Raw genomic sequence first — 24,283 nt, 5'->3', positions numbered from 1 at the left:
TCAGATACCCCGCAAGAGGGCCAGGAAGCTCATCCACGCGCTTTCGCCCCCGCAACGCTGCTGATGCTGCTGGTGCTCAGCGTGTTTGGCGCCATTATCGGCGTCCAGCTGTTAACCACCCTTGGCGTCACGCCTAACACCGCCATTATCGGCGCGATGGTGGCAATGATTATTGCGCGTATTCCGTTGCAGTGTTTCGCCCGTTTTCGCTCGATCCATATTCAAAACCTTGCGCAGAGTGCCACCTCCGCGGCCACCTTTGGTGCGGCAAACTCGCTGCTGCTGCCCATCGCCATTCCCTGGTTATTTGGCCGTCAGGATATGGTGATGCCCATGTTCGTCGGCGTGGCGCTGGCGATGTTGCTGGACGGCTGGCTACTCTATCGGTTGTTTAACTCCCGCATTTTCCCGGCCGAAGGGGCATGGCCTCCGGGTATTGCGGCGGCCGAGTCTATCAAGGCAGGCGATCAGGGTGGCAAACAGGCCGTTCTGCTCAGCGTTGGCATTGCGATTGGGGCTGTCGGTTCCTGGTTTAAATTCCCGATGGCAGCGCTGGGCACCGCGTTTATCGGCAATATCTGGGCGCTTGGGATGCTGGGTGTGGGATTCCTGCTGCGCGGTTATTCACAGCCGCTGTTCAGCATTGATATCAACAAGCTCTACATTCCGCATGGCGTGATGGCTGGCGCTGGCGTGGTGGCGCTGTTTCAGATCGTCAGGCTTATCCGCCAGAGTAAACCGCGTCCGGCGACTACAGAGGCAAGCCACGAGGCGGCCCTGCCAGCGGTCCAGAGTGAGCAGATTGGCAAAACCATCCGCTATGGTGCGCTCGGTTTTGTGGCGATTTCGGTACTGATTGCTCTCAGCAGCGGCCTGTATGCGCACCTGTCGCTGCCCTGGCTGCTGGCGTTTATGGTTTATGCCGCTTTTGCTGCTTTCCTGCATGAAATGATTGTCGGTCTTGCCGCGATGCACTCAGGGTGGTTCCCGGCATTTGCCGTGGCGCTGATTACCCTGCTGATCGGGATTTTGATTGGCTTCCCGCCGGAAGCGCTGGCGATGCTGTGCGGCTTCTCTGCCGCAACCGGCCCGGCATTTGCCGATATGGGCTATGACCTGAAGGCTGGCTGGATCCTGCGCGGAAAAGGGCAACACACCCGCTTTGAACTGGAAGGCCGTCGCGAACAGCTGATCGCAGCGATGATCGCCTTCGTGGTGGCGATGCCGGTGGTGCTGTTTATTTTCCGCGACTACTTCTCACAGGGATTGGTGCCGCCGGTAGCGAAAGTCTATGTTGCCGCCATCAACGCCGGGGTTTCGATGGAAATCGCAAAATCGCTGCTAATCTGGGCAATTCCGGGAGCGATTATTCAGCTGATTGGCGGTCCGGGCCGTCAGATGGGCGTGCTGCTGGCGACCGGTTTGCTGATCAATAACCCGCTGGCGGGCTGGGCCGTAATGATCGGGATCGTTATCCGTGCGGTGGTAATGCGCGTTGGCGGCGAGCCGGTACGTAACAAAATCGAGGTGCTGGCAGCCGGTCTGATCGCTGGCGACGCACTGTTCAGTTTCTTCAGTTCCGCCCTGCCGGGCGGCAAAAAATAACTCCGCAACACCATGGAAATCGTTATGAGCTTACAACAAACATTACAGGTTTTTGAGTTACTCGACAGCGCGTATGCCAGCGGCGACAAGGTGAAAGCCCTTTTCAGCGGTTACAGTGATATCGACGTCACCGTGAAGAGCGTTACCGGGAATAAAGGCAGCACCGATTTTGTTAAAATTGTCATTCCAGGCACCAACGGCAAACGTGGCGGTGGTACAGCACCGACGCTGGGGATCGTGGGGCGTCTGGGCGGTATCGGTGCGCGTCCGGGGCGTATTGGCCTGGTTTCAGATGCTGACGGTGCCATTGCCGCCGTGTCCAGCGCCCTGAAGCTGGCTGAAATGCAGCGTCAGGGCGACAGTCTGCCGGGCGACGTTATCGTCACTACTCATATTTGCCCGGATGCGCCAACCCGCCCACACGAGCCGGTAGATTTTATGGATTCTCCGGTGGAAACCGAAGATATGAACGAGCAGGAAGTCTCAGAGGAGATGGATGCGGTACTGTCAATCGACACCACGAAGGGTAACCGCATCATCAATCATAAAGGCTTTGCCATTTCACCGACGGTGAAAGAGGGCTACATTTTGCGGGTTTCAGAAGATCTGCTGCGGGTGATGGAAATGACCACTGGCCAGCTGCCGGTGACCTTCCCGATTACCACTCAGGACATTACGCCGTACGGCAACGGCGTCTATCATCTTAACAGCATCCTGCAGCCCTCGATTGCCACCTCTGCGCCTGTGGTTGGCGTGGCGATTACGGCTGTCGGCATCGTTCCGGGCTGCGGCACCGGTGCCAGCCATGAAACGGATATTGCGCTGGCCTGTAAATACGCGGTGGAAGTGGCTAAAGAGTTCACTCGTGGCACCTGTCAGTTCTACGATAAAGCAGAATATCAGCGGTTGCAGGATCTCTACGGCTCGCTGGCCCATCTGCAGAAACGTCAGCCGGGAGTCTGAAATGGCGATCCGCAAAATCGGTACCCTGACCATCGGGCAGGCACCACGAAGTGATATTACGCCGATCCTTGATGCTGCATTGCCGTCCGGCGTCAGCTGTCTGCATGCGGGCGTGTTGGATGGGCTGGATGACGCGGCAATCAATGAACGTTTTGCTCCGCAGCCGGGTGATGCGCTGCTGACTTCTCGCCTGCTGGACGGACGTGCAGTGGTGATGGGAAAACCGGCGGTGGGCAGGGCAATCCAGCAGAAGATCGACTGGCTGGAAGAGCAGGGGTGCGAAATTATCGCTATTCTCTGCACCGGAGAGTTTCATGGCCTGCGCAGTCAGCATGCCTGGCTTATCGAGCCGGACCAGATCCTGCCGCCGACGCTCAACGCGCTGGTGGGCAGCCGTCGTGCCGGGATACTGGTGCCGCTGGAGTCACAAATCGCCAGCGAGCTGGAGAAATGGCAGGGAGCTGCGCAAACGCCAGTGTTTGCCGTCGCTTCACCGTACACCGCCAGTGAAGAGGAAGTGGCCACTGCCGCACGTTCACTGGCAGAACAAGGGGCAGAGGTGATCCTTACCGACTGTATGGGCTACACCGGCTGGCATCAGGCGATCTGCGCGCAGCACGTTGAGCAGCCGGTGATCCTGTCCAATAAGCTACTGACTGACCTGCTACGTAATTTGCTTTGAGAGGAGAGAAGAATGGATCTGCTGTTACTGAGCAACTCGGCCATGCCGGGCCTGGCTTATCTTGAATATGCGCTGGCTCCGCTGAAGGCGCAGCTGGGCGGGCGCCGCAGAGTGCTGTTTATCCCCTTTGCTGGCGTGACCCAAAGCCACGATGCCTATACAGATAAAGTCACTCTGGCACTGACGGAGCTTGATCTGGAGATCACCGGCATTCATACCGTGACGGACCCGCTGGCGGCAATCGCCGATGCTGAGGTCATTATGGTTGGCGGTGGCAATACGTTTAATCTGCTGAAATCCTGCCGCGAGCAGGGCCTGCTGGAGCCAATCCGCCAGGCAGTGAAGAAGGGCGCGCTGTACGTTGGCTGGAGCGCAGGAGCTAACCTCGCCTGCCCTACGATCCGCACCACCAACGATATGCCGGTTGTCGATCCCGGTGGGCTGGATGCGCTTAACCTGGTGCCGCTGCAGATTAATCCGCACTTCACCAACGCGCTGCCAGTCGGTCATCAGGGCGAAACACGCGAGCAGCGCATTCGCGAACTGCTGGTGCTCGATCCCGGACTGCAGGTTATCGGCCTGCCGGAAGGCAACTGGATTTCAGTACAGAACGGCCGCGCTCAACTGGCTGGCAGCAATCCGACGCTGCTTTTCAAAGCCGGTGAGGCGGCCATTACGCTGGCTGCGGATCACTGTTTTTGACTGATAAGGAGCGGATATGCTGGGGATTATTCGGGTTCTGACCCATGACGATCAACACTTTGTAGAGGAACACGGGCGCCAGATCCAGCAGGAGTACGGTATCGCCTCGATCAGCCGTTGTATAGCCGATCAGCGCAGCGGGATCTTTGATGCACAAAGCGAAGCGCTGGCCATTCCAAAGATTGTGGCGCTGGGAGAGCAGCTGGAAGCCGAAGGGTGCAACATGCTGTTTCTCAGCTGTGCGGCCGATCCAGGACTGGCGATGCTGCGTGCGGCGGTAAGCGTGCCGGTAGTGGGCGCAGGCAGCGCGGCGGCGAATATTGCTGCCATGCTGAAACGTCCGGTGGCCGTTATGGGAATTGGCGCTGAAGCGCCTGCACCGTTTCGGGGATTAACAGAAAATAGCCCGGGTTATGCGCGGCCGGAAGGCGTGTTCAACACCACCGATCTGCTGACCGCCGAAGGCCGCAAGCGGGCGCTGGAGTGTGCCGACAGGCTTTACCAGCAAGGGGCCGGGGTGATTGCCTTTTCCTGTACGGGTTTTTCCACCATCGGGCTGGCCGATATGATCCGTTCGGAGCTGGGAAAAATAGCTGTCGATGCGGTGAGCGCCGCAGGCCTGTTTGCCAGCCAGCTTTCGCGCTGAGTTGATTAAGAAGGACGCTCAGGGGGATCAGAGGATCATCCCCCTGTTCAGATTGCCTTGCCACTAACTGCCCCACCAAGCGCTGTCCCCGCAAAATGCTCAGGCAATGGCACGGAATAAATTACAAACGGGGGGAGATCCGGATCGGCTGCAGGAACAGGTTTTTTCACCGGAATATACAGATGGCGGTCTGTGCTGATAAAGGAACCATCCGGGCGGATCAAAGTCGGATCGGCTACCAGCACTGCTGTTTTGCCTGCTGAAGAAAGGATTGAAATATGCTGTGACACGGTTTCAGAGAAATAGATATTTCCGAGTGAATCCATTGAGCAACCGCCAGAGAAGTTATTATCAAACACGTGCTCCACTTTCTCTGCCAGTGAGTCATCACTTAACGTTGTGTCATGCAGGTAACGGGTCTCGATGCGATACAGCGGACCTGTCGGAGCAGCCCAGTAAAGCCATACGCCATCGGCAGTGATCTCAATCATGTCACTGTTGGGCGGCTGGAAAGTGGCTTTGCCTTTGACATGTGCAAGAATTGCCGGGATCTTCGTCCGTGAGGCCATTACCGCCTTTCTGCCTGACAGGCGGCGCAGTGTTTGACCCGTGGCCAGGTCATGAACAATAATCCCCCAGGCCGGAGTCGGTAATATACATTTTCGAACCGTGAAAACGCAGGTCGTTCATCTGTGCGCCAGCAGGCAGGATCCGATCATCAAACCGCAGGATAGTGAGGATTTTCCCTGAAACAGGATCCAGCTGAACGATCTTCTGTGCACCTGGCTGGGGTATCGCGTCTTGCGGTGAGAAGACCCCGGCGCTGAGCGAACCCTGATCGACGCACCATACCGTATCATCCCCGAAAATGTGCACAGAATTAAGGTAAACAAAGGATTCGCGGCCATCTTTGCCGGGAGCCCACTCATTCCAGCTGTTGCCGGGGAAGGGAACCAGTGAGCCATCGGTTTCCCGCCGTGCCAGCGAGGGAGTTGGTTTATCTCTGGCATAGCGCGGCAGGCCGACAAACAGGACATTACTGCGGGTTAATGCTACCTGATTCGCCAGCCAGGGGGAGCGAATGGCAACCTGCAGGAGAAGGGGCGATTCAGATGATGCGGTATCAGAGTCGGAGGGTTGTGTTTGCGGGGGGGACTGAAACCGCAGCCTTTACTGAGGGCAGCGATTTCACCAGCCCTGTAGCCCCTAATGCACTCAGAAATAACCGACGGGTAATGGGCAACTCACTTCTCCTCAATTCAACACACGCAAACACTCCAGAAAGGCCGCTTTAACCTTATCGGCCTGCACCTCTAAACACAACGTCTGTTTGTGGCAGCCCGAGAAGGGATTAAACCTGGACGCTAAATGCGTGAGCTGTCGCAATGTCTGCCCGAGGGTGATCCCTTCGCTGACGACCCTGAGCGGGGATTTCACCGTGGTGAAAAACTCCGGATGGTTAAGCCAGGAGATGGTCAGCGTGTCGTGCAGCGCCATGCCTTCAAACCCTTCCTTCTCCAGGCTGTAGCGCAGATACCCTTTTGAGATGGCCTCCAACACCGGCAGGTTGAGGCTGCGGATCTCCTCACCGGTGATCAGCACTTCATGGGTAACGTCGAGCGGCAGAACCACCACCGGCAGCGCGGAAGAGAGCACCTGATCGGCCGCGTGTGGATCTTTCCAGATATTGAATTCGCTGTGTGGCGTAACGTTGCCTGCATGGCCGTGAGTGCCAAAAGCGCCACCCATAATCACCAGTTCTTTGACCAGTGGGATGATTTCAGGCGCTATATTAATGGCCGTGGCGATATTGGTCAGCGGGCCGATCGCCACCAGAGTGACCTCGCCCGGCAGCGACTTCACCGTATCAATAATAAAGCTGACCGCATTGTCAGCTTCTTCATCAAAAGGGTTGGCTAACGCATCGCCCAACCCGTCGCCGCCGTGAACCGTGGCTGCGTTCGTCACCTGAGATAACCCCAGCGGGCGGGAACAGCCACGAAATATCGGGGCATTCAGGCCGATCTGCCGTGAGAACAGTTTGGCATTTTTTACTGCCTGACCCACCGCTACATTGCCAAATACGGTGGTGATGCCGAGGATATCTTGCGTTTTCGACGCATAAGCCAGCGCAAAAGCATCATCCACGCCGATATCTGTATCAAAGATGATCTTTCTCATCACGCCCTCTGGTCATCAGGCCGGGGTTCAGCCCGGCGCAAAGTTAACGTCTTTGAGGAAGGCTTTGATCCTTGGATGCTGCCCGTCCTGCAGCACTTCCGGCGCATCGTCGCAGACCACGCGGCCCTTCTCCATAAACACAATACGATCCGACACCTTAAAGGCAAAGTTCATCTCATGGGTCACAATCACCATGGTGATGCCTTCTCCGGCCAGCGTTTCGATCACCTGCAATACTTCGTTCACTTTCTCCGGATCGAGTGCCGACGTGGGTTCATCGAACAGCATAATCTGTGGCCGCATCATCAGCGCCCGGGCGATAGCCACTCGCTGCTGCTGTCCGCCGGAAAGCTGATGCGGGTACTTCATCGCATGGTCCAGCATGCCGACTTTTTGCAGCAGGACGCAAGCCTGATGCTTCAGCTCGCTCAGCGGCGCGGTGCGATGGTAGCGCGGAGCCAGCAGCAGGTTGTTCATCACCGTCAGATGCGGGAACAGGTTAAAGCTCTGGAACACCATGCCAATATTCAGGCGATGTTCATCGTGTTCAATAAAGCGCGGCTTCTGCGTACCCTGTTTGCTCAGCTGAATAAAGGGCTGGCCATTAATCCGGATCTCACCATTATCAATCTGCTCCAGGCCGTTCAGCAGGCGGATCAGCGTGGTTTTACCGGAGCCGGAAGGGCCGATAACAGAAACCACTTCGCCAGGCTGGATCTGTAGATTAACAGCGCCCAGCACTTCCACATTGTTATAAGCCTTATGCAGCTTCAAGGCCTGTAACGCCGGGATATCCTGTGCCAGGGCAGGGCGTGCCACAGCGGCCAGCGGCTGGCTGGCTATAGCGGCCAGGGTAGGATCGAGCGGACGGGCTGTGTTGCGTTGGGTCACGTCCAGATAACGCTCCAGCCTTTTCAGCAGGAAGTCGAACACCGTGACGATAAACACGTAGTAAAACGCCACCGCCGCCATCGTTTCCATCACCAGGAAATTCTGCGAGTAGAGGCGCTGGCCGACCATCAGGATTTCGGTCAGTGAGATCACCGATACCAGCGAGCTGAGCTTCACGATTGAGATGTACTCATTCGCCAGTGAGGGTAGCGCCACGCGGATCGCCTGAGGAATAATTATCCGCCACTGAATACCCGCATAGTGCAGGCCGAGGGCGCGTGCAGCCTCCCGCTGGCCTTTTGGAATGGATAACAACCCGCCGCGATGGATCTCGGCGATATAGGCCGTTTCGCTCAGCACCAGCGCAATCAGGCCAGCCCAGAAAGGATCGCTGAGCAGGGCAGAAGATGCCGGCAACGCCTGTGGCAGGTTATAGACAAAGATTAGCAGCACCAGCAGCGGCAAACTGCGGAACAGCCAGATATAAACACGGGCGGGAACGGACAGCCAGGGCTGAGAGGCCTGCTTGCCCAGCGCCAGCACAAAGCCCAGCACGATGCTGATCGCCCAACTGAGCAGGCTCAGCTTGCATACTGTCCAGGTGGCCAGCCAGAAGTCTGCGTCACTCAACAGACTCAGTAAGTAGTTCCAGTCAAAAGTCATGCTTACTCTCCCGCCCGTCCGGATTACTGTTTCAGTGCCTGAATATCGGCGTCCTGCGGCTCAGCCAGGTGATATTTTTTCACCAGGGTGGCGTAGTCGCCGCTGGCTTTATAAGCGGCAATCCCGTCGGTTAATTCTTTTTTGAAGTCCGGATTAGTTTTGCTTACGCCCAGGCCGACCAGCACCGGATACAGCAGCGTGTCGGAAGTCACCGCCAGGCGGCCTTTCATCTTCTCAACAACCTGGCTGGCTACCGCTGCATCGGTCATCTGCACTTCTACCGCGTGAGAAAGCATGGCCTGCGTCACCTGCGGATCGGTTGAGAACTCGCTGACTTCAATCGGTTTCTGACCCTGCTTCACACAGTAATCGGTGGAAAGAGTGTGCAGTTTTTCCAGCCAGTAAGTGCCCTGCATTGAGCCGACTTTATGGCCGCACAGCTCTTCAGGTTTTTTCGGCTTGAAGGTGCTGCTGCTCAGGGCAATCAGCGATTCGCCGGTCTTCAGATAAGGGATCATATCGATCACTTTGCTGCGCTCCGGGGTGATAAACAGCGCAGAAGCAATCAGCTCAAAGCGTTTGGCCTGCAGGCCCGGGATCAGGCTGGTGAAGCGGGTATCCACATAGTGCGGTTCCAGCTTCATCGCTTTCGCCACGCCATTGATAAACTCGATATCAAAACCGGCCGGCGTTTTGCCGTCCAGGTATTCGTAAGGAGGGAAGGTGATGTCGCTGCCGACGGTCAGTTTGCCCGGTGTCATTACCGCCGCCTGAGCGAAAGCGGTAGGGGCCAGCAGAGATAGCGTTAAGCCTTGTACGATGTCTTTGATTTTCATGTTAAATCTCCGGTGCAGGTATTTCCCCTTTATATTTCGCACTACAGGTGCGTTGGCTGCTCAAGCCCACCCCAGTCACTTACTAAAGTAAGCTCCTGGGGTTGGGCTCGCTGGCCGCCTTCCTGCAGCACGAACTATTTTGGGTAACTTATTATTTTTAAAAACTGATTTTAGTCAGCCACATAAATTCTTAAGGCTGATCGCGCTGGATCAGCACATACTGCCGCGCCTGTCTTGCCAGCGGCACGCCGGGGTGACGATGAACGGTTTTGACTTCCCCAATCAGCATCACATGCCTGTTCAGCACCAGCTGGTTCGCCAGCTGGCAGTTAAAACTGGCCACCGCGCCGTGTAGCAGCGGTTGACCTTCGGCACTCTCTCCCCAGTCACTGTCATTAAAGGTCCGGGCATTACGGGTAGGAGCCGCAAAAATTTGAGCCAGCGATTTCTGTACTTCGGACAGCACGCTGATGCTGAAGCCGCCATTTTGCTCAATTGCCGGACACAACGGGCTGTCACGGTGCAGGCAAATCATCAGCAGGCGCTGCTCGGCAGAGACAAACGTCAGGCTGCTGATTACCCCGCCCGCCCGCCCGCCAGGACCATCTGTGGCGACGATATACATGCCGCTCACACAGCTTTCCATCGCGCTGACGAACGCATCAAGGGTGATCAGCGGTAACTCTTTGACGGTGGAATGCATAGCCGGATCCTCAATAATTGATGGTTGAGTATGTTCATGACGGGAGGGAAAGATAAATGTGTATTTTTTTATCCTCTGGCATCAAAAAAACGAGGCTCTCGCCAGACAAGTTTTCGCCTAACCTTTGCAGATAAAAATCCTTATTTATTTTTGCCTCGCTGGCTCCAAAAATGGGTCTGCTATGTCCGGAGCGAGAGCGGCCTGTAAAGCGGCTTCCGTTTACCCTGCGATTTTAAGGAACCGAAGATGAGTCAACCGACGCACACCCGCATTCGCATGTTTAACACCAAAGATACCTATCCTAACCAGGCGCTGAATAACGACCTCTGCCAGGCGGTCCGGGCCGGTAATACGGTTTATGTTCGCGGCCAGGTCGGCACCGATTTTGACGGTAATCTGATCGGGCTGGGCGATGCGGGACTGCAGGCTGAGCAGGCGATGAAAAACATCAAACAGCTGCTGGAAGAGGCCGGTAGCGACCTCAGCCATATCGTGAAAACCACCACCTATATTATTGATCCGCGCTATCGCGAGCCGGTCTATCTGGAAGTGGGTAAATGGCTGAAAGGCGTGTTCCCAATCTCCACCGGGCTGGTGGTTTCCGCGCTGGCACAGCCGCAGTGGCTGGTGGAAATCGACGTGATCGCCGTGATCCCGGAGGCATAATATGACCTTTTCCATTGCCGGTTTTTGCCCCCGCAGCGGCCAGTACGGCATTGCCATCAGCTCTTCAAGCATCGCGGTGGCGGCTCGCTGCCCGTGGCTGCAGAGCGGTGTTGGTGCGGTATCCAGCCAGAACGTCACGCTGCCTGCGCTGGGGCCGAAAATTCTCGCCCGGCTGGCTCAGGGTGATAACGCGCAGGCCGCACTGGTAGCGGAAATGGCTGCCGAGCCTTTTGCTGACTGGCGGCAGGTGACGGTACTGGATAACCAGGGTCAGAGCGCGGTCTGGTCCGGCGCACACACGCTGGGCGTCCACCATTCGCGTCAGGGACTGAACTGTGTGGCCGCGGGCAATATGTTAGCCAGTACCAACGTGATTGACGCTATGGTCGGCCAGTTCTGCGCGGATGCTGAGCTGTCGCTCGGCGACCGGCTGATGGCGGCCCTGCAGGCAGGTTTACAGGCTGGCGGCGAAGCCGGTCCGATCTACTCTGCCGGGCTGAAGGTGGTGAGCAGCGAAAGCTGGCCGCTGACCGATCTGCGTGTTGACTGGCACGAGCAGGATGCGATTGGCGAACTGGAGCGGATCTGGCAGATGTGGCAGCCGCAGAGTGAAGCGTATCTGACCCGTGCCGTCAATCCGGTCGAAGCACCGAGCTATGGCGTGCCCGGCGATGAGTAACCTCACCACGCGGGATCTGTTGGCGGACCTTATTGCTTTCAATACCGTCAGTCGCGAGAGCAACCTGGCGCTGATCGACTATGTCCGTGACTATCTGGCAGGCTTCGGTGTTCGTTGCCAGATCCTGAAAGATGACAGCGGCCACAAAGCCAACCTGCTAGCGGTGATTGGCCCGCAGGATCTGCCTGGCATTGTGCTGTCGGGTCATACCGACGTGGTGCCGGTTGACGGCCAGCAGTGGCAAAGCGATCCGTTTGTCCTGCGCGAAGCCGATGGCTTGTTATACGGTCGCGGCGCCGCCGATATGAAAAGCTGGCTGGCAGCGGTGCTGGCAATGGTGCCTGAGCTGGTGGCACAGCCGCTGAGCCAGCCGGTGTGGATTGCCTTCAGCCATGATGAAGAAGTAGGGTGCAAAGGGGTTCCGGGGCTGCTGGCCCATGTCGATACCTTGCCGGTGCGGCCTGCGGTTTGTATTGTTGGCGAGCCAACGGAGATGCGGCCGATCCTCGGGCATAAGGGGAAAATTGCCCTGCGCTGTGAGGTGACCGGGTATGCCAGCCATTCGGCTTACACGCCGCAGGGCGTGAACGCGATTGAGTATGCGGTGCGGATCATTCAGCAACTGATGGCGCTGGCGGAACGGCTAAAGCTGGAGCAGAACCTGGCATTCGACCCACCGTTTTCCACCCTGCAGACCGGCGTGATCCGTGGTGGCGAGGCGTTAAATATCGTGCCTGCACACTGCCAGTTTGATTTTGAAATCCGCACGCTGCCGGGTGTGGAAGCGCAGCCGATGATCGATGAGCTGGTCGAGTGGTGTCAGCGTGAGCTGGTGCCGCAAATGCAAAGTATTTCACCTGACTGCGCCATTACTTTCAGCCCGCTGAGCCACTATCCCGGCCTGCAGACAGAGAGCTCGGCGGCGATTGCTGCCGTGCTGGCGCTGCTGCCCGCGCCGGCAGCATTAAGCACCGTGGCCTTTGGAACCGAAGGCGGCCTGTTCCAGCAGCACGGCATTCCGACGCTGGTGTGCGGCCCCGGCGCAATGGCGCAGGGTCACAAGCCGGATGAGTTTGTCAGCCTGCAGCAGTTGGCGGAGTGTGATGACTTCCTGCTCCGCCTCTGCCGCCAGCTGCAAACTGCCTAAGCCACTGACAGCGGGGGCATCTCAGATTCGCTGAGGTGCTCCGGCGTCAGCTCCTGCGCCCGGCAGTAATCCATAAACAGTTTCGTCGGACGGGTCGGCTCGGCGTGGCGCAAATGAGCCATCACCAGGCACGATCCCTCCATCTCATCGCGAATGGACACCCGCTTCACGCGCTTGCCGTCATAGGTAAAGTCCGGGAACGGGCGCGTCACCAGCAGCGAGAAGCCAAATCCCTGGCCGACCATACAGCGCACCATCTCAATCGACGGCGAACTGAAAGCGACGTTTGGCGACAGCCCTTTCTGCTTGAAAATATCCAGGAAGTAGTTCCGGCTGGGCACCACGTCCAGCAGGATCATCGGTTCATGGCTCAGTTCCTCCAGGCTGACGCTGCTGCGCAGGGCCAGCGGATGGTCAGCAGGCAACAGCGCATACGGTTTCTGCGGCGCTTTCAGCTGCTCAGCATGAATGCTGCTGTCCAGCTCGTGGCGGTAGAGGATTGCCATATCAAACCGCCCACGGTGCAGGCCATCGGTCAGCTCATGCTGCTCGCCGTCATAGATCTGCACTTCAATATTTGGATAGAGCTTTTTGAAACCGGCAATCAGCTTTGGCATATAAAGAGGGGCGGCGGTTTCGAAGCAGCCAACGGAAAGCGTGCCCGCCACCATGTCATTGTCTGCCCGTGCATTCTGTTCAAACTGCCGCGACATTCTCAGCAGTTCGGCAGCCTTCTCATAAAAACGCCGTCCGCTGGGTGTCAGCGACACGCCCTGTGCGTGATGGCGGATAAAAAGCTGCTGCTCAAAACTCTCCTCCAGACTTTTAATCGCGGTTGAAATAGACGGCTGAGCGATATGCAGATGGCGTGAAGCCTCGGCAATGCTGCGGTGCTCAACCACGGTAATAAAATATTTAAGCTGTCTGAGGGTGAAATGAGCCATATGCAGGTGATCTCTCTGATTAGTATTTGGTTATGTCAGAGCTTTCTGTGAGAACAAAAAAGCGATGCAGAATAAGGATAGCAATAACCATGCCAGCAGTATTCGGAAGCATTTCACTGCTAATTTCTTGTAATGAGCTAAAAATGCTCCATGGTTGGGCAACTTCCTGCCTCCTGTCAGGGCAATGGCGCTATTCCAGGGCAAAGTGCGGTGATGCAGGGCCATTTTGACCAGCATTTTCAGGCTAATTAATTCACTGGTTTCTACCCATTTCTGAATAGTTTTTTTAACTCCAGTGGCAAACTTTTTACTTCTTTCTCCCCTGTTTCTGTCAGGTCCATATTGAATACCAGCGACTTCTGCGGCGCCCGCTCGCCGCTATCACCTGACAGGAATATAAAGGCATGAGCACTGCTTTAACTCAGCACGGGGAATTTTTGTCTCTGGCCAAAGACATGACGGCGGAAGAGCTTGGCGACATTCTCAGTGGCCACGGCATGTGGAAAACTGAGGCTAACGCGCGCCTGGGCATTCCGCACATCATCATGACCGACGGCACTTACGGCGTTCGTTACTCCATCCAGCAGATTGAGCAGGATGAGAAGGGGGGGCAGGATTTTGAGGCTTTCCTGAACGTGGTTAACCAGCGGGCAAAAGATGTGGAAGTAGCCTGGGGCACCATGCGTCCCGCCACCTGTTTTCCGAATGGTTCCAGTTTTGCCTGCAGTTGGGACGTGAACCTGGCGCAGACGCTGGGCGATGCGCTGGGCAAAGAGTGTCAGCACCTTGGCGTTAACCTGCTGCTCGGCCCGGGCATCAACATCCGCCGCACCCCGCTGGGTGGCCGCAGCTATGAATACTACTCCGAAGACCCGCTGATCAGCGGCGAGATCGCAACAGGGGTGATTAACGGCCTGCAACAGCAGGGCGTCGGCGCGTCTTTAAAACACTTCGCCTGTAACAACTCTGAAGTGGAACGCACCAGCATGGACTCGATTATTGACGAGCGTGCGCTGCGTGAAATTTATCTGCGCGGCTTTGAGCGTGCCATTAAACAGTCGCGGCCATGGACAGTCATGAGCTCATACAACCGGCTGAACGGCGTGCATACCGCTGAAAACAGCTGGCTGCTGGAAGATGTCCTGCGTTCTGAATGGGGCTTTGAAGGCGTGGTGGTGGCGGACTGGCACGGGATTAAAGATCGGCCGCTGTCGCTGAAGGCAGGCAACGACCTCGACATGCCGGAAAGCGAAACGCGCAAGGCCAGCCTGGTGAAAGCGCTGAAAGCCGGTGAAGTGCTACGCGAGCAGGCCGAACGCTCAGCAGAACGCATCCTCAGCCTGATCCATAAAGCCAAAGCCGCCGAAAAACCGGGCACCCCGATGGAAACCGATGCGCACCACGCGCTGGCCCGTCGCATGGTGGCCGAATCCATCGTGCTGCTGAAAAACAGCGACCAGGCGCTGCCGCTGGAAGCCGCCTATTGCCGCAATCTGCTGATTGTTGGTGAAGGGGCGAAAAAGCCAGTGATCCAGGGGTCAGGTTGCGCCACCACCACGCCAACGCAGGTGGATATTCCTTACGATGAAATTCTGAAACAGTGCGGCGACAGCATCACCGTAAGCTGGACTCAGGGCACCAGCGACCAGGCTGCTGACCATCCGTCACTGATTGCTGAAGCCTGTGCCGCCGCACAACAGGCCGACCGCGTGGTGGTATTCGTCAACAGTGAAGATGGCTACGACGGCGAAGGCTCCGACCGCCGTACTCTGGGTCTGCAGCAGGGCCATGATGAACTGATCCGCGCCCTGGCCGCCGTCAACGACAAAGTGATTGTGGTGCTGGCGAACCCGGACGCGGTAGTGATGCCGTGGCTGGATCAGGTCAGCGCTGTGGTGGAAACCTTCTACGCCGGTCAGGCGATGGGCGGTGGCGTGGCGGACGTGCTGTTCGGTGTGGTTAACCCATGCGGCAAGCTGACCGTCACCTTCCCGCAGCGCATCGAAGACATTCCGGGCTGGCACAGCTATCCGGGCGAAAATGGCCGTCATTACTACAGCGAAGGGATCTTCGTCGGCTACCGCTGGTACGACACCCGCAAGGTCGAGCCGCTGTTCCCGTTCGGTTATGGCCTGAGCTACAGCCAGTTTGCCTACAGCGACATTGAGCTGGACCGCGATAGCCTGCGTGATGGCGAAGAAGTCACAGTCAGCTTCACCCTGACCAACACCAGCAGCCGCGCCGGTAAAGAGATCGCCCAGTTGTACAGCCACTATCCGCACTCAACACGTTCGCGCGCTGAGTATGAGCTGCGTGCTTTCTGCAAGGTGGAACTGCAACCCGGTGAACAGCAGCGCGTGACGCTGACCGTTCCGGCTGCCGACCTGCGTTATTACCACACCGGTCGCCAGCAGTGGGTTCTGGAAGCGGGTGAACTCTCGCTCTGCGTCGGGCCGAACTCCCGCGATCTGCCGTTGCAGGCCAGCCTGCACTGCCTGAGCAAGGTTGCTGAGCACCGGCTGATCTCCCGCGATACCCAGCCGATCTTCGTGCTGGATAACCCACTGGCCCGTGAACACTTTAACCGCTTCCTGCAGGTTCAGCTGTCGGTCAATGAAGCCGACGCTGACCGGATGCTGGAACACTGCAAAAACTCGTTCTTCAGCATCTTCACCACCTTCGACCGTCGCTTCCGCCAGCGCTTTGCGGCAGAGGCCGTCGACCAGCTGATCGACGAGGTCAACCGAGCCATTAAAGAGCAGGAACAAGAGTAAAAACAGGGCATTCAGGCCGACACATAACACCATTTTGCTATGCAACAGGGGAATCAGGATGAAAGAGAACAAACAGTACACTCGTCGTGATGCACTTAAGCTTGGTATGGGGGCGGCGGTCACCGCCGCCGTTGCCCCGATGATCATCAGTCGCCCGGCGCGGGCGGCAGAAGTCACCACCCTGACCGTCGCCGACGTAGGCGGCCCATACGGCACGGGGTTTGGCAAAGCGTTTTACAAGCCGTTTGAAGAAGCGACCGGGATTAAAATCGTCAACACGGTGCTGGGGCCGGATCCGGTGCCGCAGTTCCAGATGATGGTGGACACCAAAAACTACCTGTTCGACGTGGCGCTGCTTAACCCTGAGCATCTGGTCCGCCTGAACAAAATGCCGAAGCCGTATCTGGAAGATCTGCACCTTCAGGTGCCGGATCCGGAAAACTATGTCAAAGGCGCGATCACGCCACAGTTCGGCGGTGTGAGTATTTATGCGCTGGCGCTGGGTTATCGCACCGACACCTTCGACGGTAAAGCGGCCCCTGCTAACTGGACTGATTTCTGGGATACCGCCAAATTCAAAGGCCGTCGCGGCCTGTGGCGCAGCCCGGTCTGTACGCTGGAACTGGCATTGATGGCCGATGGCGTCGATCCGAAAAAACTCTACCCGCTGGATGTTGACCGCGCGTTCCGCAGCCTCGACAAAATCCGCAAGAGCATTGACGTGTGGTGGACCAGTGGTGCGCAGGCCACCCAGATGCTGCAGAGCGGCGAGCTGGACATGATGAGCATCTGGAGCACTCGCGCCCAGACCGCCATTGATGCCGGTACGCCAGCCAACATCGCCTGGGGGCAGGGGCTGTACAACATCGATGGCTTCACCATTCCGCACGGCAGTCCGAAGCTGGAAGCGGCCCGCAAGTTCATCCAGTTCTGTATGGATGCCAAACGCCAGTCGCTGTACACCAGCGACCTGGCCTGCGGCCCGACCAACATCAAAGCCTATGACTTTATCGACAAGAAGAAAGCTGCTCTGCTGCCAACCGCACCAGACCATATCGGCGGCCTGGCACAGCTGGGTGCCAACTACTGGGGTGACAACCAGGTAGCGCTGACCGAACGCTTTGAGAAATGGGTAATGAGTTAATCCGGACGGTGGCGCGCTGAGCGCCACCTGTTCTTTGGGAGGAGAGTTCCTTGGCCGATCTGGCAACATCTGATGAGAAGAAACGTATGCCGACAGCAAAACGGCGCTGGCATCCGCTGTGGCTGACGGTGCCGGGCCTGTTATTTCTGGCCCTTTTTCTCGCCTGGCCCACCCTGAAGCTGATGCTGCTGAGCTTCCAGACCAGCGACGGAGGTTTTTCGCTGGATGTCTGGAGCCAGATGTTTGGTGCAGGCATCTACGTGAAGGTGATGATCAACACCTTTGTTATCGCCCTGCAGACCACTATTGGCTGCCTGTTAGTGGGCTATCCGGTGGCGTACTGGCTTTCGCAGCGCAGTGAAAATGCGCGACGACGGCTGATGTGGCTGATTTTACTGCCGTTCTGGACCAGTGCCTTACTGAAAAACTTCGCCTGGCTGGTGCTGCTATCGCGGCGCGGCATTCTGTCTGAAATCCTGATGTCGATGGGGGCCGATCAGCCGCTGAACGTCCTCTATACGCGCGGTGCAGTGGTCTTTGCCATGGCGCACAGCATGCTGCCGCTGGCGATTATCACCATGCTGCCGACCATGACCGGTATCGACAGTGGCCTGATGCGTGCAGGGCATACGCTGGGCGCGTCAAAGGCGCAGAGCTTCTGGCGCATCTTCTTCCCGCTGTCGATGCCGGGCGTGGTGGCTGCCTGTCTGCTGATCTTTATCGGTTCGCTAGGCTTCTTTATTACCCCTGCGCTGCTCGGCAGCCCGCAGGATTCGGTGATCGGCCAGCTGCTGATCACTCAGGTTCAGCAACTGCTGAACTGGCGGCTGGCGGGCGCGGTGGCGATGTTGCTGCTGGTGACCACGCTGGTGGTCTGCTTCTGCTACGACAAGCTGTTTGGCATGTCGGCGATTTCGGGAGGCGAAAGTCATGCCAGCGGCAAATATATTCGCCGTCTTGGGCAGACGATCGCTGCCGGTGCCGCAAAGCTTTGCGACTGGCCGGCCCACGCGCTGGCGCTGATACCCGGACGTCCCGGCTTCGGCTGGCTGCTGCCGCTGTTCAGCGTGCTGGTGATCCTGGTGCTGGTGCTGCCGGTGGTGTCGTTCCTGCCCATGGCGTTCAGCAGCTCCAGCTTCCTGCAGTTTCCGCCGCCAGGCTTCTCGCTGCGCTGGATGGAAACCTACCTGGGGTCGCCGATCTGGACCGGCGCAACGATACGCTCATTCGGTATCGCGCTGGTTACCGGCATCCTGTCGGTGCTGATTGCCGGGGCTGCGGCGCTTGGCCTGGCGAAGCATCAGGGCAAGTCCGGCAGCCTGGTGGTGATGACTTTTCTGCTGCCGATGATCATTCCGAACATTGTGACCGCCGTTTCCCTGTTCTACCTGTTTGCCACTCTCGGGCTGGTGGGATCGGATCTGGGCATCATCCTCGGCCATACGGTGATGGCGATCCCGGTGGTGTTTGTGATCATCCTGACCACCTTCAAAGGCTACGACTGGCGACTGGATCAGGCGGCGAACACGCTGGGTGCCAGCCGCTGGCGCACCCTGCGGGAAGTGACTCTGCCGCTGATCAAAAGCAGCCTGGTGGCCGCCTTTATCTTTGGCTTCCTCAACTCCTTTGAGGAGCTGACCGTAGCGCTGTTTGTTGGCGGCGGCGTGAAGCAGACTCTGCCGAAACAGATGTGGGATGACGTGCTGTTATCCGTGACGCCGACGCTGGCCGCCGCTTCGGTCATTATCCTGTCCGTCGTGACAGTGTTGTTCATCATTGCTGAACGCTCGCGCCGCAAAGCGGAAGCGCTGTAGGAGAAAAAATCATGTCATCCGTAAAGTTAAAGGTGGAGCAGATCGCCAAGTACTACGGGCAAACCAAAGTCCTGCAGGATCTTGATTTGACGGTACAGCAGGGCGAGCTGTTAACCCTGCTCGGCTCTTCCGGCTCGGGCAAAACCACGCTGCTACAGATTATCAGCGGCCTGACGGAGCCGACTTCCGGTCGGCTGCTGATTGACGGCAAAGACGAAACCTGGACGCCGGTTCACAAGCGCGATATTGGCGTGGTGTTCCAGAACTACGCCCTGTTCCCGCATCTGACCATTGAAGAGAACGTGGCTTTCCCGCTGCGTATGCGCCAGTTACCGGTGGCTGAAGTGGCCCGCAAGGTGAAAGAAGCACTGGAGATGGTGGAGCTGGGCCATGCCGCGCAGCGTTTCCCTCGGGCATTGTCCGGCGGCCAGCAGCAGCGTGTCGCGCTGGCTCGTTGTCTGGTGTATCAGCCAGGGATCATCCTGATGGATGAACCGCTGGGTGCGCTGGATCGTCAGCTGCGCGAGACGATGCAGATGGAGATCCGCCGTATTCACCGTGAATCGGGCGCCACGATTATTTTCGTTACCCACGATCAGGAGGAGGCGCTGGCGCTGTCGGATCGTATCTGCCTGATGAACGAAGGACGGATCGTGCAGATCGATACGCCGCGGGCGATCTATCAGCGTCCTAACTCAACCTTCGTGGCCGGGTTTATTGGCCTCTCCAACATCCTCAGCGGCGAAGTTCGTGCCGGTCAGCTGGTGACGAAGCAGGGTGCCTTTGTCCTGCCGGATACCAGCGCGGCACAAGGACAGGCTTCACTGGTAATCCGTCCGGAGCACATCCGCATCCTGAAGTCGGGTGCAGCCCCGCTGGAAGGGGAGATCTGTGAGAGCATTTATGCCGGTTCGGAAACGCGGCTGGTGGTGGCGCTGGCGGACGGTGCGCGATTTGTGGTGCGCAGCAACGGCCTGTCCGGAGAGAAAATCGGCGACCGCGTTTCACTTGGCTGGGATGCACAGCAAAGCCTGCTGCTTTCTGCCTGATGTTTTGATTCTGCGTCAGCTTTCCTGCCCGCGTGGTTTATTTCACGCGGGAGGAAAGCCCATTGATTAAATAAACAGGGTGATCGCTGTTTTACAGCGGAATTGTGGCGTTGTCCGGTGCCTCTTTATTTTATCTTCAGGGGCTCGTTTTTTACTAATTTACCCGGCTGCCGCAGTTCAATAACCTTGGCACATGCTGAAGTGATGAGTCCAGATCTTATTTAAGGATGCAGTGATGACCGTTGAAAAAACCGAAATTGACACGCTGGTAGTCGGCGCGGGGCAGGCGGGTGTGGCGATGAGCGAACACCTGACTACGTTGGGCATCAGTCATCTGGTGCTGGAGAAAAACCGTATTGCTGAAGCCTGGCGTACCGGACGCTGGGATTCGCTGGTGGCCAATGGTCCGGCCTGGCACGATCGCTTCCCGAATATGGAATTTCCCGGGATTGATGCTGATGGCTTTGTGCCAAAAGAGCAGGTCGCAGATTATTTCGTGGCCTACGCAAAACAGTTCGATGCGCCAATCCGTACCGGTGTGGAAGTGAAAAGCGTGGTGCGCAATGAGGGACGTCCGGGGTTCACCGTCGAAACCTCTGAAGGCGTGATTGAAGCCCGTCATATCGTGGCGGCTACCGGCCCGTTCCAGCGCCCGGTGATCCCGGCCATTGCCCCAAAAGAGCAGGCATTAACCCAGCTGCATTCTGCCCAGTATTACAACCCGCAGCAGCTGCCGGAAGGCGCAGTGCTGATTGTCGGCGCTGGCTCATCTGGTGTGCAGATTGCCGATGAACTGCAGCGTTCAGGCAAAAAAGTATATCTCTCCGTCGGGCCGCACGATCGCCCACCGCGCGCCTATCGCCAGCGTGACTTCTGCTGGTGGCTGGGCGTGCTGGGCCTGTGGGATGCTTCGGCCAGCGTACCGGGAAAAGAGCACGTGACTATTGCAGTCAGCGGCGCGCGTGGTGGCCATACCGTGGACTTCCGCAAGCTAGCGCATCAGGGCGTTAATCTGGTTGGACTGACTAAATCCTTTGCCGACGGGAAGATCACTTTCCAGCCCGACCTGGTCGACAACATCGCCAAAGGGGATGCTAACTATCTGTCGTTGCTGGATGCCGCCGATGCGTATATTGCCCGCAACGGACTGGATTTGCCGCCGGAACCCGAAGCCCGCCAGTTTATGGCCGATCCGGAGTGCATGGTGAATCCCATTACGGAGCTGAATATCAAAGAAGCGGGTATCACCACTATTATCTGGGCAACGGGTTATATTGCCGATTACAGCTGGCTGAATGTGGATGCCTTCGACGAAAATAAAAAGCCAAAACATCAGCGCGGCGTTTCCAGCGAAGCGGGCGTTTATTTCCTGGGGTTACCGTGGCTTTCCCGTCGTGGTTCAACATTTATCTGGGGCGTCTGGCATGATGCGAAATATATTGCTGATCATATCGCCACCCAGCGTAAATATAGCGAGTACGGGCAGAAATAACTTGTCTTAGCTGTTTTCAGCCGGTAAAAAAATCTACACTGTGCTTTCCCGGGGCGACCAGCTGGTTGCCCCTTTTTTTCTCTTCAGGAAAGCGCTCCCGTGAAGATCACCCTCGAAGAACTGCGCGCCTGGGTGGTGGTGGTGGATACCGGCTCCATCACCGCCGCCGCCGAGCAGCTCAGCCAGACCACTTCCGGCATCAGCCGCGCGCTGAGCCGCCTGGAAAGCAAGCTCCAGACTACGTTGCTTCATCGCACCACCCGGCGAATCGCGCTGACCGAAGAGGGGCTGCTCTTTCTCGACCATGCGCGGGAAATTCTGCAGTCGGTTGAACGGGCGGAAGAGCAGATTGCTCTGCGCCAGGTGACCCCTTCCGGGCGGCTGCGGGTCAATGCCGCCACGCCCTTTATGCTGCATGTGATCATTCCGGTGCTGGATGAATTCACCACCCGCTATCCTCTGATCCAGCTTGAACTGAATACCGATGACGTGGTTATCGATCTGCTGGAACAGCAAACGGATATCGCCATTCGTATTGGCGAGCTGCGGGATTCGACTATCCATGCCCGTGCGCTGGGCAGCAGCAAACTGCAGTTGATGGCCAGCCCGGAATACCTTACGCGACACGGTACGCCCGCCAGCGTGGCCGATCTGGCTAATCATCGCCTGCTGGGCTTCAGCCAGCTGGAACACCTCAATCTGTGGCCGGTGCGGCAGAGCAATGGCGAATTGTTGCAGATTAAACCTACCGTGGCGGCCTCCAGCGGTGAAACGCTGCGTCAGCTGGCGGTGCATGGCCAGGGGATTGTGCGGATTTCAGATTTTCTCAGCCGCTCCGATCGTGCCAGAGGGCGGCTGGTGCCGGTACTGGAAAAGGAAACGGAGAACATCAGTCACCCGATTAATGCGGTCTATTACCGCAACAGCACACTGTCGGTGCGCATCCGCTGTTTCCTGGACTTTCTCAGCGAGCAGATTGCCAGCAAGCCGCTGTTGTAAACAGAGCAGATTTATTAACGTAATCCCTCGTAACGCTCCTGCATAATTCATATTCCTGACTGTCCACGGGCGGATAATAATCCGTCCGTCCTCTTTCTCTTTCTCCGAAAAACAACGTCCACTGTCTTCCCTTAGGTTTCTTTGGGATGGTTTTTTGCAGGTAAATAAAAAAGGGGACGGAGTCAATTCCGGAGTGTTTGTATAAAAACCAACTTTAAGGCGGATCAAAAATGCGGTACCTGGCACAAAGTATGACATTGATCATTATTCATTGCTGGTTATTTGAAAAGATAAATTCATCGACCATCCACTAAAAGTTTTTAAAACTCTACAGGGAATTAAATATATGGGCAAAGTAAGCGCAGGTACCGCGAAAAAAATGGGGCTGACTGCTCTCACATTGGTTACCGCCTCTAATATGATGGGCTCCGGAATATTTATGTTGCCAACCAATCTCGCCGGGATTGGTTACATCTCTTTATGGGGATGGTTATTCACTATTATCGGCGTTATCGCTCTGGCGCTGGTCTTTTCTAAAACCAGCCTTATCACTCCCAGAGCCGGGGGCATTGTGGCTTACGCCAGCGATGCATTCGGCCCCTTTATCGGTTTTCAGACCACGGTTTGCTACTGGATCAGCGCCTGGATAGGCAACGTGGCGCTGTTGGTTGCCGGGGTTGGGTATCTCAGCTATTTCTTCCCGATTCTGCATAATCCGGTGTATGGCTGCATCAGCGCCATTGTCATTCTCTGGGCTTTTATCGCGCTGGGCAGTCTCGGCGCAAAAACCGCAGGGCGTGCGCAGTCATTCACCGCCAGCTGTATGCTGATCGTGGTGCTTGGCGTGGGGATTGTTGGCTGGTTCTGGTTTGAGCCGAAGATGTTCTTCGAGGTTTATAACGGTACGGGCCACAGCGACAGCTCAGCGATCATTTCCGCAGCCTCTATCGCCTTGTGGGGAATCCTCGGCGTTGAATCGGCGGTGGTGTCCAGCGGTCAGGTTGAAAACCCTGAGCGCACCGTCCCGCAGGCCACCGTGTACGGGCTGCTTATCGCTTCAGTGTGCTATGTCGGCAGCTGTACCGTTATTTCCGGCCTGGTGCCGCATGAGGAACTGATCAACTCCGCTGCGCCGTTTGCCGATGCTGCCCGCTATATGTTTGGTGATATGGCCGGGAATATCGCTTCAGCGATGAGCATCATTGCCTGCTTCGGATCGATTTCCGGCTGGCTCATCCTGCAGTCTGAAGGCCCTCACGCTGGTGCTCAGCAGGGGCTCTTCCCGAAAATTTTCGCCGACACCAATAAACACGATGTGCCGATGAAGGGCCTGATTATCTCCGGTGTGTTGATGAGCCTGGTGCTGTTGCTGACTGCCTCTCCGAATCTCGCTAAGCAGTTCCAGGTGGTGATTCTGATGTCGGTCTTCGCCTCCCTGCTGCCCTATATGTACGCCATTATTGCGCTGCCAATCATTATGGTATCGAAAAAAATAAATCGCGGAAAAAGCTTTATGTTTTATTGCGTGCTCACCGTCATTGGCGTGATTTATTGCATCTTCGCGCTGCTGGGTTCAGGTGCTGATTCAATATTCTGGGGCACCGTGATGATGATGGTGACAATTCCACTGTTCTCATTCGTTGCTGCCGGAATAAACAAAAAAGGGCAAGAAATACTTTATCTCGAAAAGTGAATTTTATCTG

At 56.9% G+C, this 24,283-nt stretch carries 21 protein-coding genes; 15 read left to right on the top strand and 6 right to left on the bottom strand.

Translation table 11 applies throughout. From position 1 onward, the window contains the following. Window positions 1-63 precede the first annotated feature (63 nt). Genes AC3Y5R_RS09825 through AC3Y5R_RS09805 form a run of 5 tightly spaced genes read left to right on the top strand, consistent with a single transcriptional unit; the run spans window position 64 to window position 4,598 of the window. Window positions 64-1,605 carry an OPT/YSL family transporter gene (locus AC3Y5R_RS09825; protein WP_489921234.1) on the top strand — a complete coding sequence of 514 codons (1,542 nt, stop codon included), beginning with the start codon at window positions 64-66 and terminating at the stop codon, window positions 1,603-1,605. 24 nt (window positions 1,606-1,629) lie between these two features. Next, a complete protein-coding gene (locus AC3Y5R_RS09820; protein ID WP_489921175.1) occupies window positions 1,630-2,568 on the top strand; it encodes a DUF1177 domain-containing protein in 939 nt (312 codons plus the stop codon). Window position 2,569: 1 nt separating this feature from the next. Continuing rightward, window positions 2,570-3,250 (top strand): AroM family protein, encoded by a 681-nt coding sequence (locus AC3Y5R_RS09815; RefSeq protein WP_489921174.1) that lies wholly within the window; start codon window positions 2,570-2,572, stop codon window positions 3,248-3,250. A gap of 12 nt (window positions 3,251-3,262) precedes the next feature. Further along, on the top strand, window positions 3,263-3,952 hold the full coding sequence (gene pepE / locus AC3Y5R_RS09810) for a dipeptidase PepE (RefSeq protein ID WP_489921173.1): 690 nt from the start codon (window positions 3,263-3,265) through the stop codon (window positions 3,950-3,952). 16 nt (window positions 3,953-3,968) lie between these two features. Beyond that, window positions 3,969-4,598 carry an aspartate/glutamate racemase family protein gene (locus AC3Y5R_RS09805; RefSeq protein ID WP_489921172.1) on the top strand — a complete coding sequence of 210 codons (630 nt, stop codon included), beginning with the start codon at window positions 3,969-3,971 and terminating at the stop codon, window positions 4,596-4,598. Between the two features lie 47 nt (window positions 4,599-4,645). Here AC3Y5R_RS09805 and AC3Y5R_RS09800 read toward each other — a convergent pair whose 3' ends face one another. The 5 genes from AC3Y5R_RS09800 to AC3Y5R_RS09780 all read right to left on the bottom strand — a co-directional run bounded on the left by AC3Y5R_RS09800 (window position 4,646) and on the right by AC3Y5R_RS09780 (window position 9,872). Further along, a complete protein-coding gene (locus AC3Y5R_RS09800; RefSeq protein WP_489921171.1) occupies window positions 4,646-5,167 on the bottom strand; it encodes a hypothetical protein in 522 nt (173 codons plus the stop codon). A 685-nt stretch (window positions 5,168-5,852) separates the two neighbouring features. Further along, the gene (locus tag AC3Y5R_RS09795) at window positions 5,853-6,779 is read right to left on the bottom strand and encodes a nucleoside hydrolase (RefSeq protein ID WP_489921170.1); all 927 of its coding nucleotides are present in this window, start codon (window positions 6,777-6,779) and stop codon (window positions 5,853-5,855) included. Between the two features lie 27 nt (window positions 6,780-6,806). Beyond that, the gene (locus AC3Y5R_RS09790; RefSeq protein WP_489921169.1) at window positions 6,807-8,333 is read right to left on the bottom strand and encodes an amino acid ABC transporter permease/ATP-binding protein; all 1,527 of its coding nucleotides are present in this window, start codon (window positions 8,331-8,333) and stop codon (window positions 6,807-6,809) included. Window positions 8,334-8,356: 23 nt separating this feature from the next. Then, complete coding sequence (locus AC3Y5R_RS09785) at window positions 8,357-9,169, bottom strand: ABC transporter substrate-binding protein (RefSeq protein ID WP_489921168.1); 813 nt, start codon at window positions 9,167-9,169, stop codon at window positions 8,357-8,359. Window positions 9,170-9,359: 190 nt separating this feature from the next. Next, window positions 9,360-9,872, bottom strand: a complete 513-nt coding sequence (locus tag AC3Y5R_RS09780; protein WP_489921167.1) for a flavin reductase family protein — start codon at window positions 9,870-9,872, stop codon at window positions 9,360-9,362. Between the two features lie 246 nt (window positions 9,873-10,118). Here AC3Y5R_RS09780 and AC3Y5R_RS09775 point away from each other — a divergent pair, with 246 nt between their 5' ends. Genes AC3Y5R_RS09775 through argE form a run of 3 tightly spaced genes read left to right on the top strand, consistent with a single transcriptional unit; the run spans window position 10,119 to window position 12,364 of the window. Next, window positions 10,119-10,538: a RidA family protein gene (locus AC3Y5R_RS09775; RefSeq protein ID WP_147199871.1), complete on the top strand. Its 420-nt coding sequence runs from the start codon at window positions 10,119-10,121 to the stop codon at window positions 10,536-10,538. Window position 10,539: 1 nt separating this feature from the next. Next, window positions 10,540-11,217 carry a DUF1028 domain-containing protein gene (locus tag AC3Y5R_RS09770; RefSeq protein WP_489921166.1) on the top strand — a complete coding sequence of 226 codons (678 nt, stop codon included), beginning with the start codon at window positions 10,540-10,542 and terminating at the stop codon, window positions 11,215-11,217. Continuing rightward, window positions 11,210-12,364 (top strand): acetylornithine deacetylase, encoded by a 1,155-nt coding sequence (gene argE / locus AC3Y5R_RS09765; RefSeq protein WP_489921165.1) that lies wholly within the window; start codon window positions 11,210-11,212, stop codon window positions 12,362-12,364. Before AC3Y5R_RS09770 ends, argE begins: the two co-directional genes overlap by 8 nt. Here the strand turns inward: argE and AC3Y5R_RS09760 are convergent. After that, window positions 12,361-13,308 carry a LysR family transcriptional regulator gene (locus AC3Y5R_RS09760; protein ID WP_489921164.1) on the bottom strand — a complete coding sequence of 316 codons (948 nt, stop codon included), beginning with the start codon at window positions 13,306-13,308 and terminating at the stop codon, window positions 12,361-12,363. The genes argE and AC3Y5R_RS09760 overlap by 4 nt on opposite strands. 404 nt (window positions 13,309-13,712) lie before the next feature. On the opposite strand from AC3Y5R_RS09760, the gene AC3Y5R_RS09755 reads away from it, so the two are divergent. The 7 genes from AC3Y5R_RS09755 (at window position 13,713) to hdcC (ending at window position 24,273) form a co-directional block, all read left to right on the top strand. After that, window positions 13,713-16,082, top strand: coding sequence for a glycoside hydrolase family 3 C-terminal domain-containing protein (locus AC3Y5R_RS09755; RefSeq protein ID WP_489921163.1), 2,370 nt, complete (start codon window positions 13,713-13,715; stop codon window positions 16,080-16,082). Between the two features lie 58 nt (window positions 16,083-16,140). Then, entirely contained in the window at window positions 16,141-17,226 is a 1,086-nt protein-coding gene (locus AC3Y5R_RS09750) for an ABC transporter substrate-binding protein (RefSeq protein WP_489921162.1), read from the top strand. 50 nt (window positions 17,227-17,276) lie between these two features. Next, entirely contained in the window at window positions 17,277-19,040 is a 1,764-nt protein-coding gene (locus AC3Y5R_RS09745) for an ABC transporter permease subunit (RefSeq protein ID WP_489921161.1), read from the top strand. Between the two features lie 11 nt (window positions 19,041-19,051). After that, window positions 19,052-20,089, top strand: a complete 1,038-nt coding sequence (locus AC3Y5R_RS09740) for an ABC transporter ATP-binding protein (protein WP_489921160.1) — start codon at window positions 19,052-19,054, stop codon at window positions 20,087-20,089. Window positions 20,090-20,324: 235 nt separating this feature from the next. Further along, window positions 20,325-21,581 (top strand): flavin-containing monooxygenase, encoded by a 1,257-nt coding sequence (locus tag AC3Y5R_RS09735; protein ID WP_489921159.1) that lies wholly within the window; start codon window positions 20,325-20,327, stop codon window positions 21,579-21,581. Window positions 21,582-21,680: 99 nt separating this feature from the next. Further along, window positions 21,681-22,580 carry a LysR substrate-binding domain-containing protein gene (locus AC3Y5R_RS09730; protein WP_489921158.1) on the top strand — a complete coding sequence of 300 codons (900 nt, stop codon included), beginning with the start codon at window positions 21,681-21,683 and terminating at the stop codon, window positions 22,578-22,580. A 346-nt stretch (window positions 22,581-22,926) separates the two neighbouring features. Then, window positions 22,927-24,273 carry a histidine-histamine antiporter gene (hdcC, locus tag AC3Y5R_RS09725; protein ID WP_489921157.1) on the top strand — a complete coding sequence of 449 codons (1,347 nt, stop codon included), beginning with the start codon at window positions 22,927-22,929 and terminating at the stop codon, window positions 24,271-24,273. The last annotated feature ends 10 nt before the right edge of the window (window positions 24,274-24,283 follow it).

Source organism: Erwinia sp. 009765445 (assembly GCF_058137865.1).
This window is presented reverse-complemented; position numbering and strand designations above follow the sequence as displayed.

Excerpts from the sequence above, each read along its gene's own strand:
- AC3Y5R_RS09825 (WP_489921234.1), top strand. The coding sequence starts at position 64 with ATGCTGCTGGTGCTCAGCGTGTTTGGCGCCATTATCGGCGTCCAGCTG.
- AC3Y5R_RS09820 (WP_489921175.1), top strand. The coding sequence starts at position 1,630 with ATGAGCTTACAACAAACATTACAGGTTTTTGAGTTACTCGACAGCGCG.
- AC3Y5R_RS09815 (WP_489921174.1), top strand. The coding sequence starts at position 2,570 with ATGGCGATCCGCAAAATCGGTACCCTGACCATCGGGCAGGCACCACGA.
- pepE (WP_489921173.1), top strand. The coding sequence starts at position 3,263 with ATGGATCTGCTGTTACTGAGCAACTCGGCCATGCCGGGCCTGGCTTAT.
- AC3Y5R_RS09805 (WP_489921172.1), top strand. The coding sequence starts at position 3,969 with ATGCTGGGGATTATTCGGGTTCTGACCCATGACGATCAACACTTTGTA.
- AC3Y5R_RS09800 (WP_489921171.1), bottom strand. The coding sequence starts at position 5,167 with ATGGCCTCACGGACGAAGATCCCGGCAATTCTTGCACATGTCAAAGGC.
- AC3Y5R_RS09795 (WP_489921170.1), bottom strand. The coding sequence starts at position 6,779 with ATGAGAAAGATCATCTTTGATACAGATATCGGCGTGGATGATGCTTTT.
- AC3Y5R_RS09790 (WP_489921169.1), bottom strand. The coding sequence starts at position 8,333 with ATGACTTTTGACTGGAACTACTTACTGAGTCTGTTGAGTGACGCAGAC.
- AC3Y5R_RS09785 (WP_489921168.1), bottom strand. The coding sequence starts at position 9,169 with ATGAAAATCAAAGACATCGTACAAGGCTTAACGCTATCTCTGCTGGCC.
- AC3Y5R_RS09780 (WP_489921167.1), bottom strand. The coding sequence starts at position 9,872 with ATGCATTCCACCGTCAAAGAGTTACCGCTGATCACCCTTGATGCGTTC.
- AC3Y5R_RS09775 (WP_147199871.1), top strand. The coding sequence starts at position 10,119 with ATGAGTCAACCGACGCACACCCGCATTCGCATGTTTAACACCAAAGAT.
- AC3Y5R_RS09770 (WP_489921166.1), top strand. The coding sequence starts at position 10,540 with ATGACCTTTTCCATTGCCGGTTTTTGCCCCCGCAGCGGCCAGTACGGC.
- argE (WP_489921165.1), top strand. The coding sequence starts at position 11,210 with ATGAGTAACCTCACCACGCGGGATCTGTTGGCGGACCTTATTGCTTTC.
- AC3Y5R_RS09760 (WP_489921164.1), bottom strand. The coding sequence starts at position 13,308 with ATGGCTCATTTCACCCTCAGACAGCTTAAATATTTTATTACCGTGGTT.
- AC3Y5R_RS09755 (WP_489921163.1), top strand. The coding sequence starts at position 13,713 with ATGAGCACTGCTTTAACTCAGCACGGGGAATTTTTGTCTCTGGCCAAA.
- AC3Y5R_RS09750 (WP_489921162.1), top strand. The coding sequence starts at position 16,141 with ATGAAAGAGAACAAACAGTACACTCGTCGTGATGCACTTAAGCTTGGT.
- AC3Y5R_RS09740 (WP_489921160.1), top strand. The coding sequence starts at position 19,052 with ATGTCATCCGTAAAGTTAAAGGTGGAGCAGATCGCCAAGTACTACGGG.
- AC3Y5R_RS09735 (WP_489921159.1), top strand. The coding sequence starts at position 20,325 with ATGACCGTTGAAAAAACCGAAATTGACACGCTGGTAGTCGGCGCGGGG.
- hdcC (WP_489921157.1), top strand. The coding sequence starts at position 22,927 with ATGGGCAAAGTAAGCGCAGGTACCGCGAAAAAAATGGGGCTGACTGCT.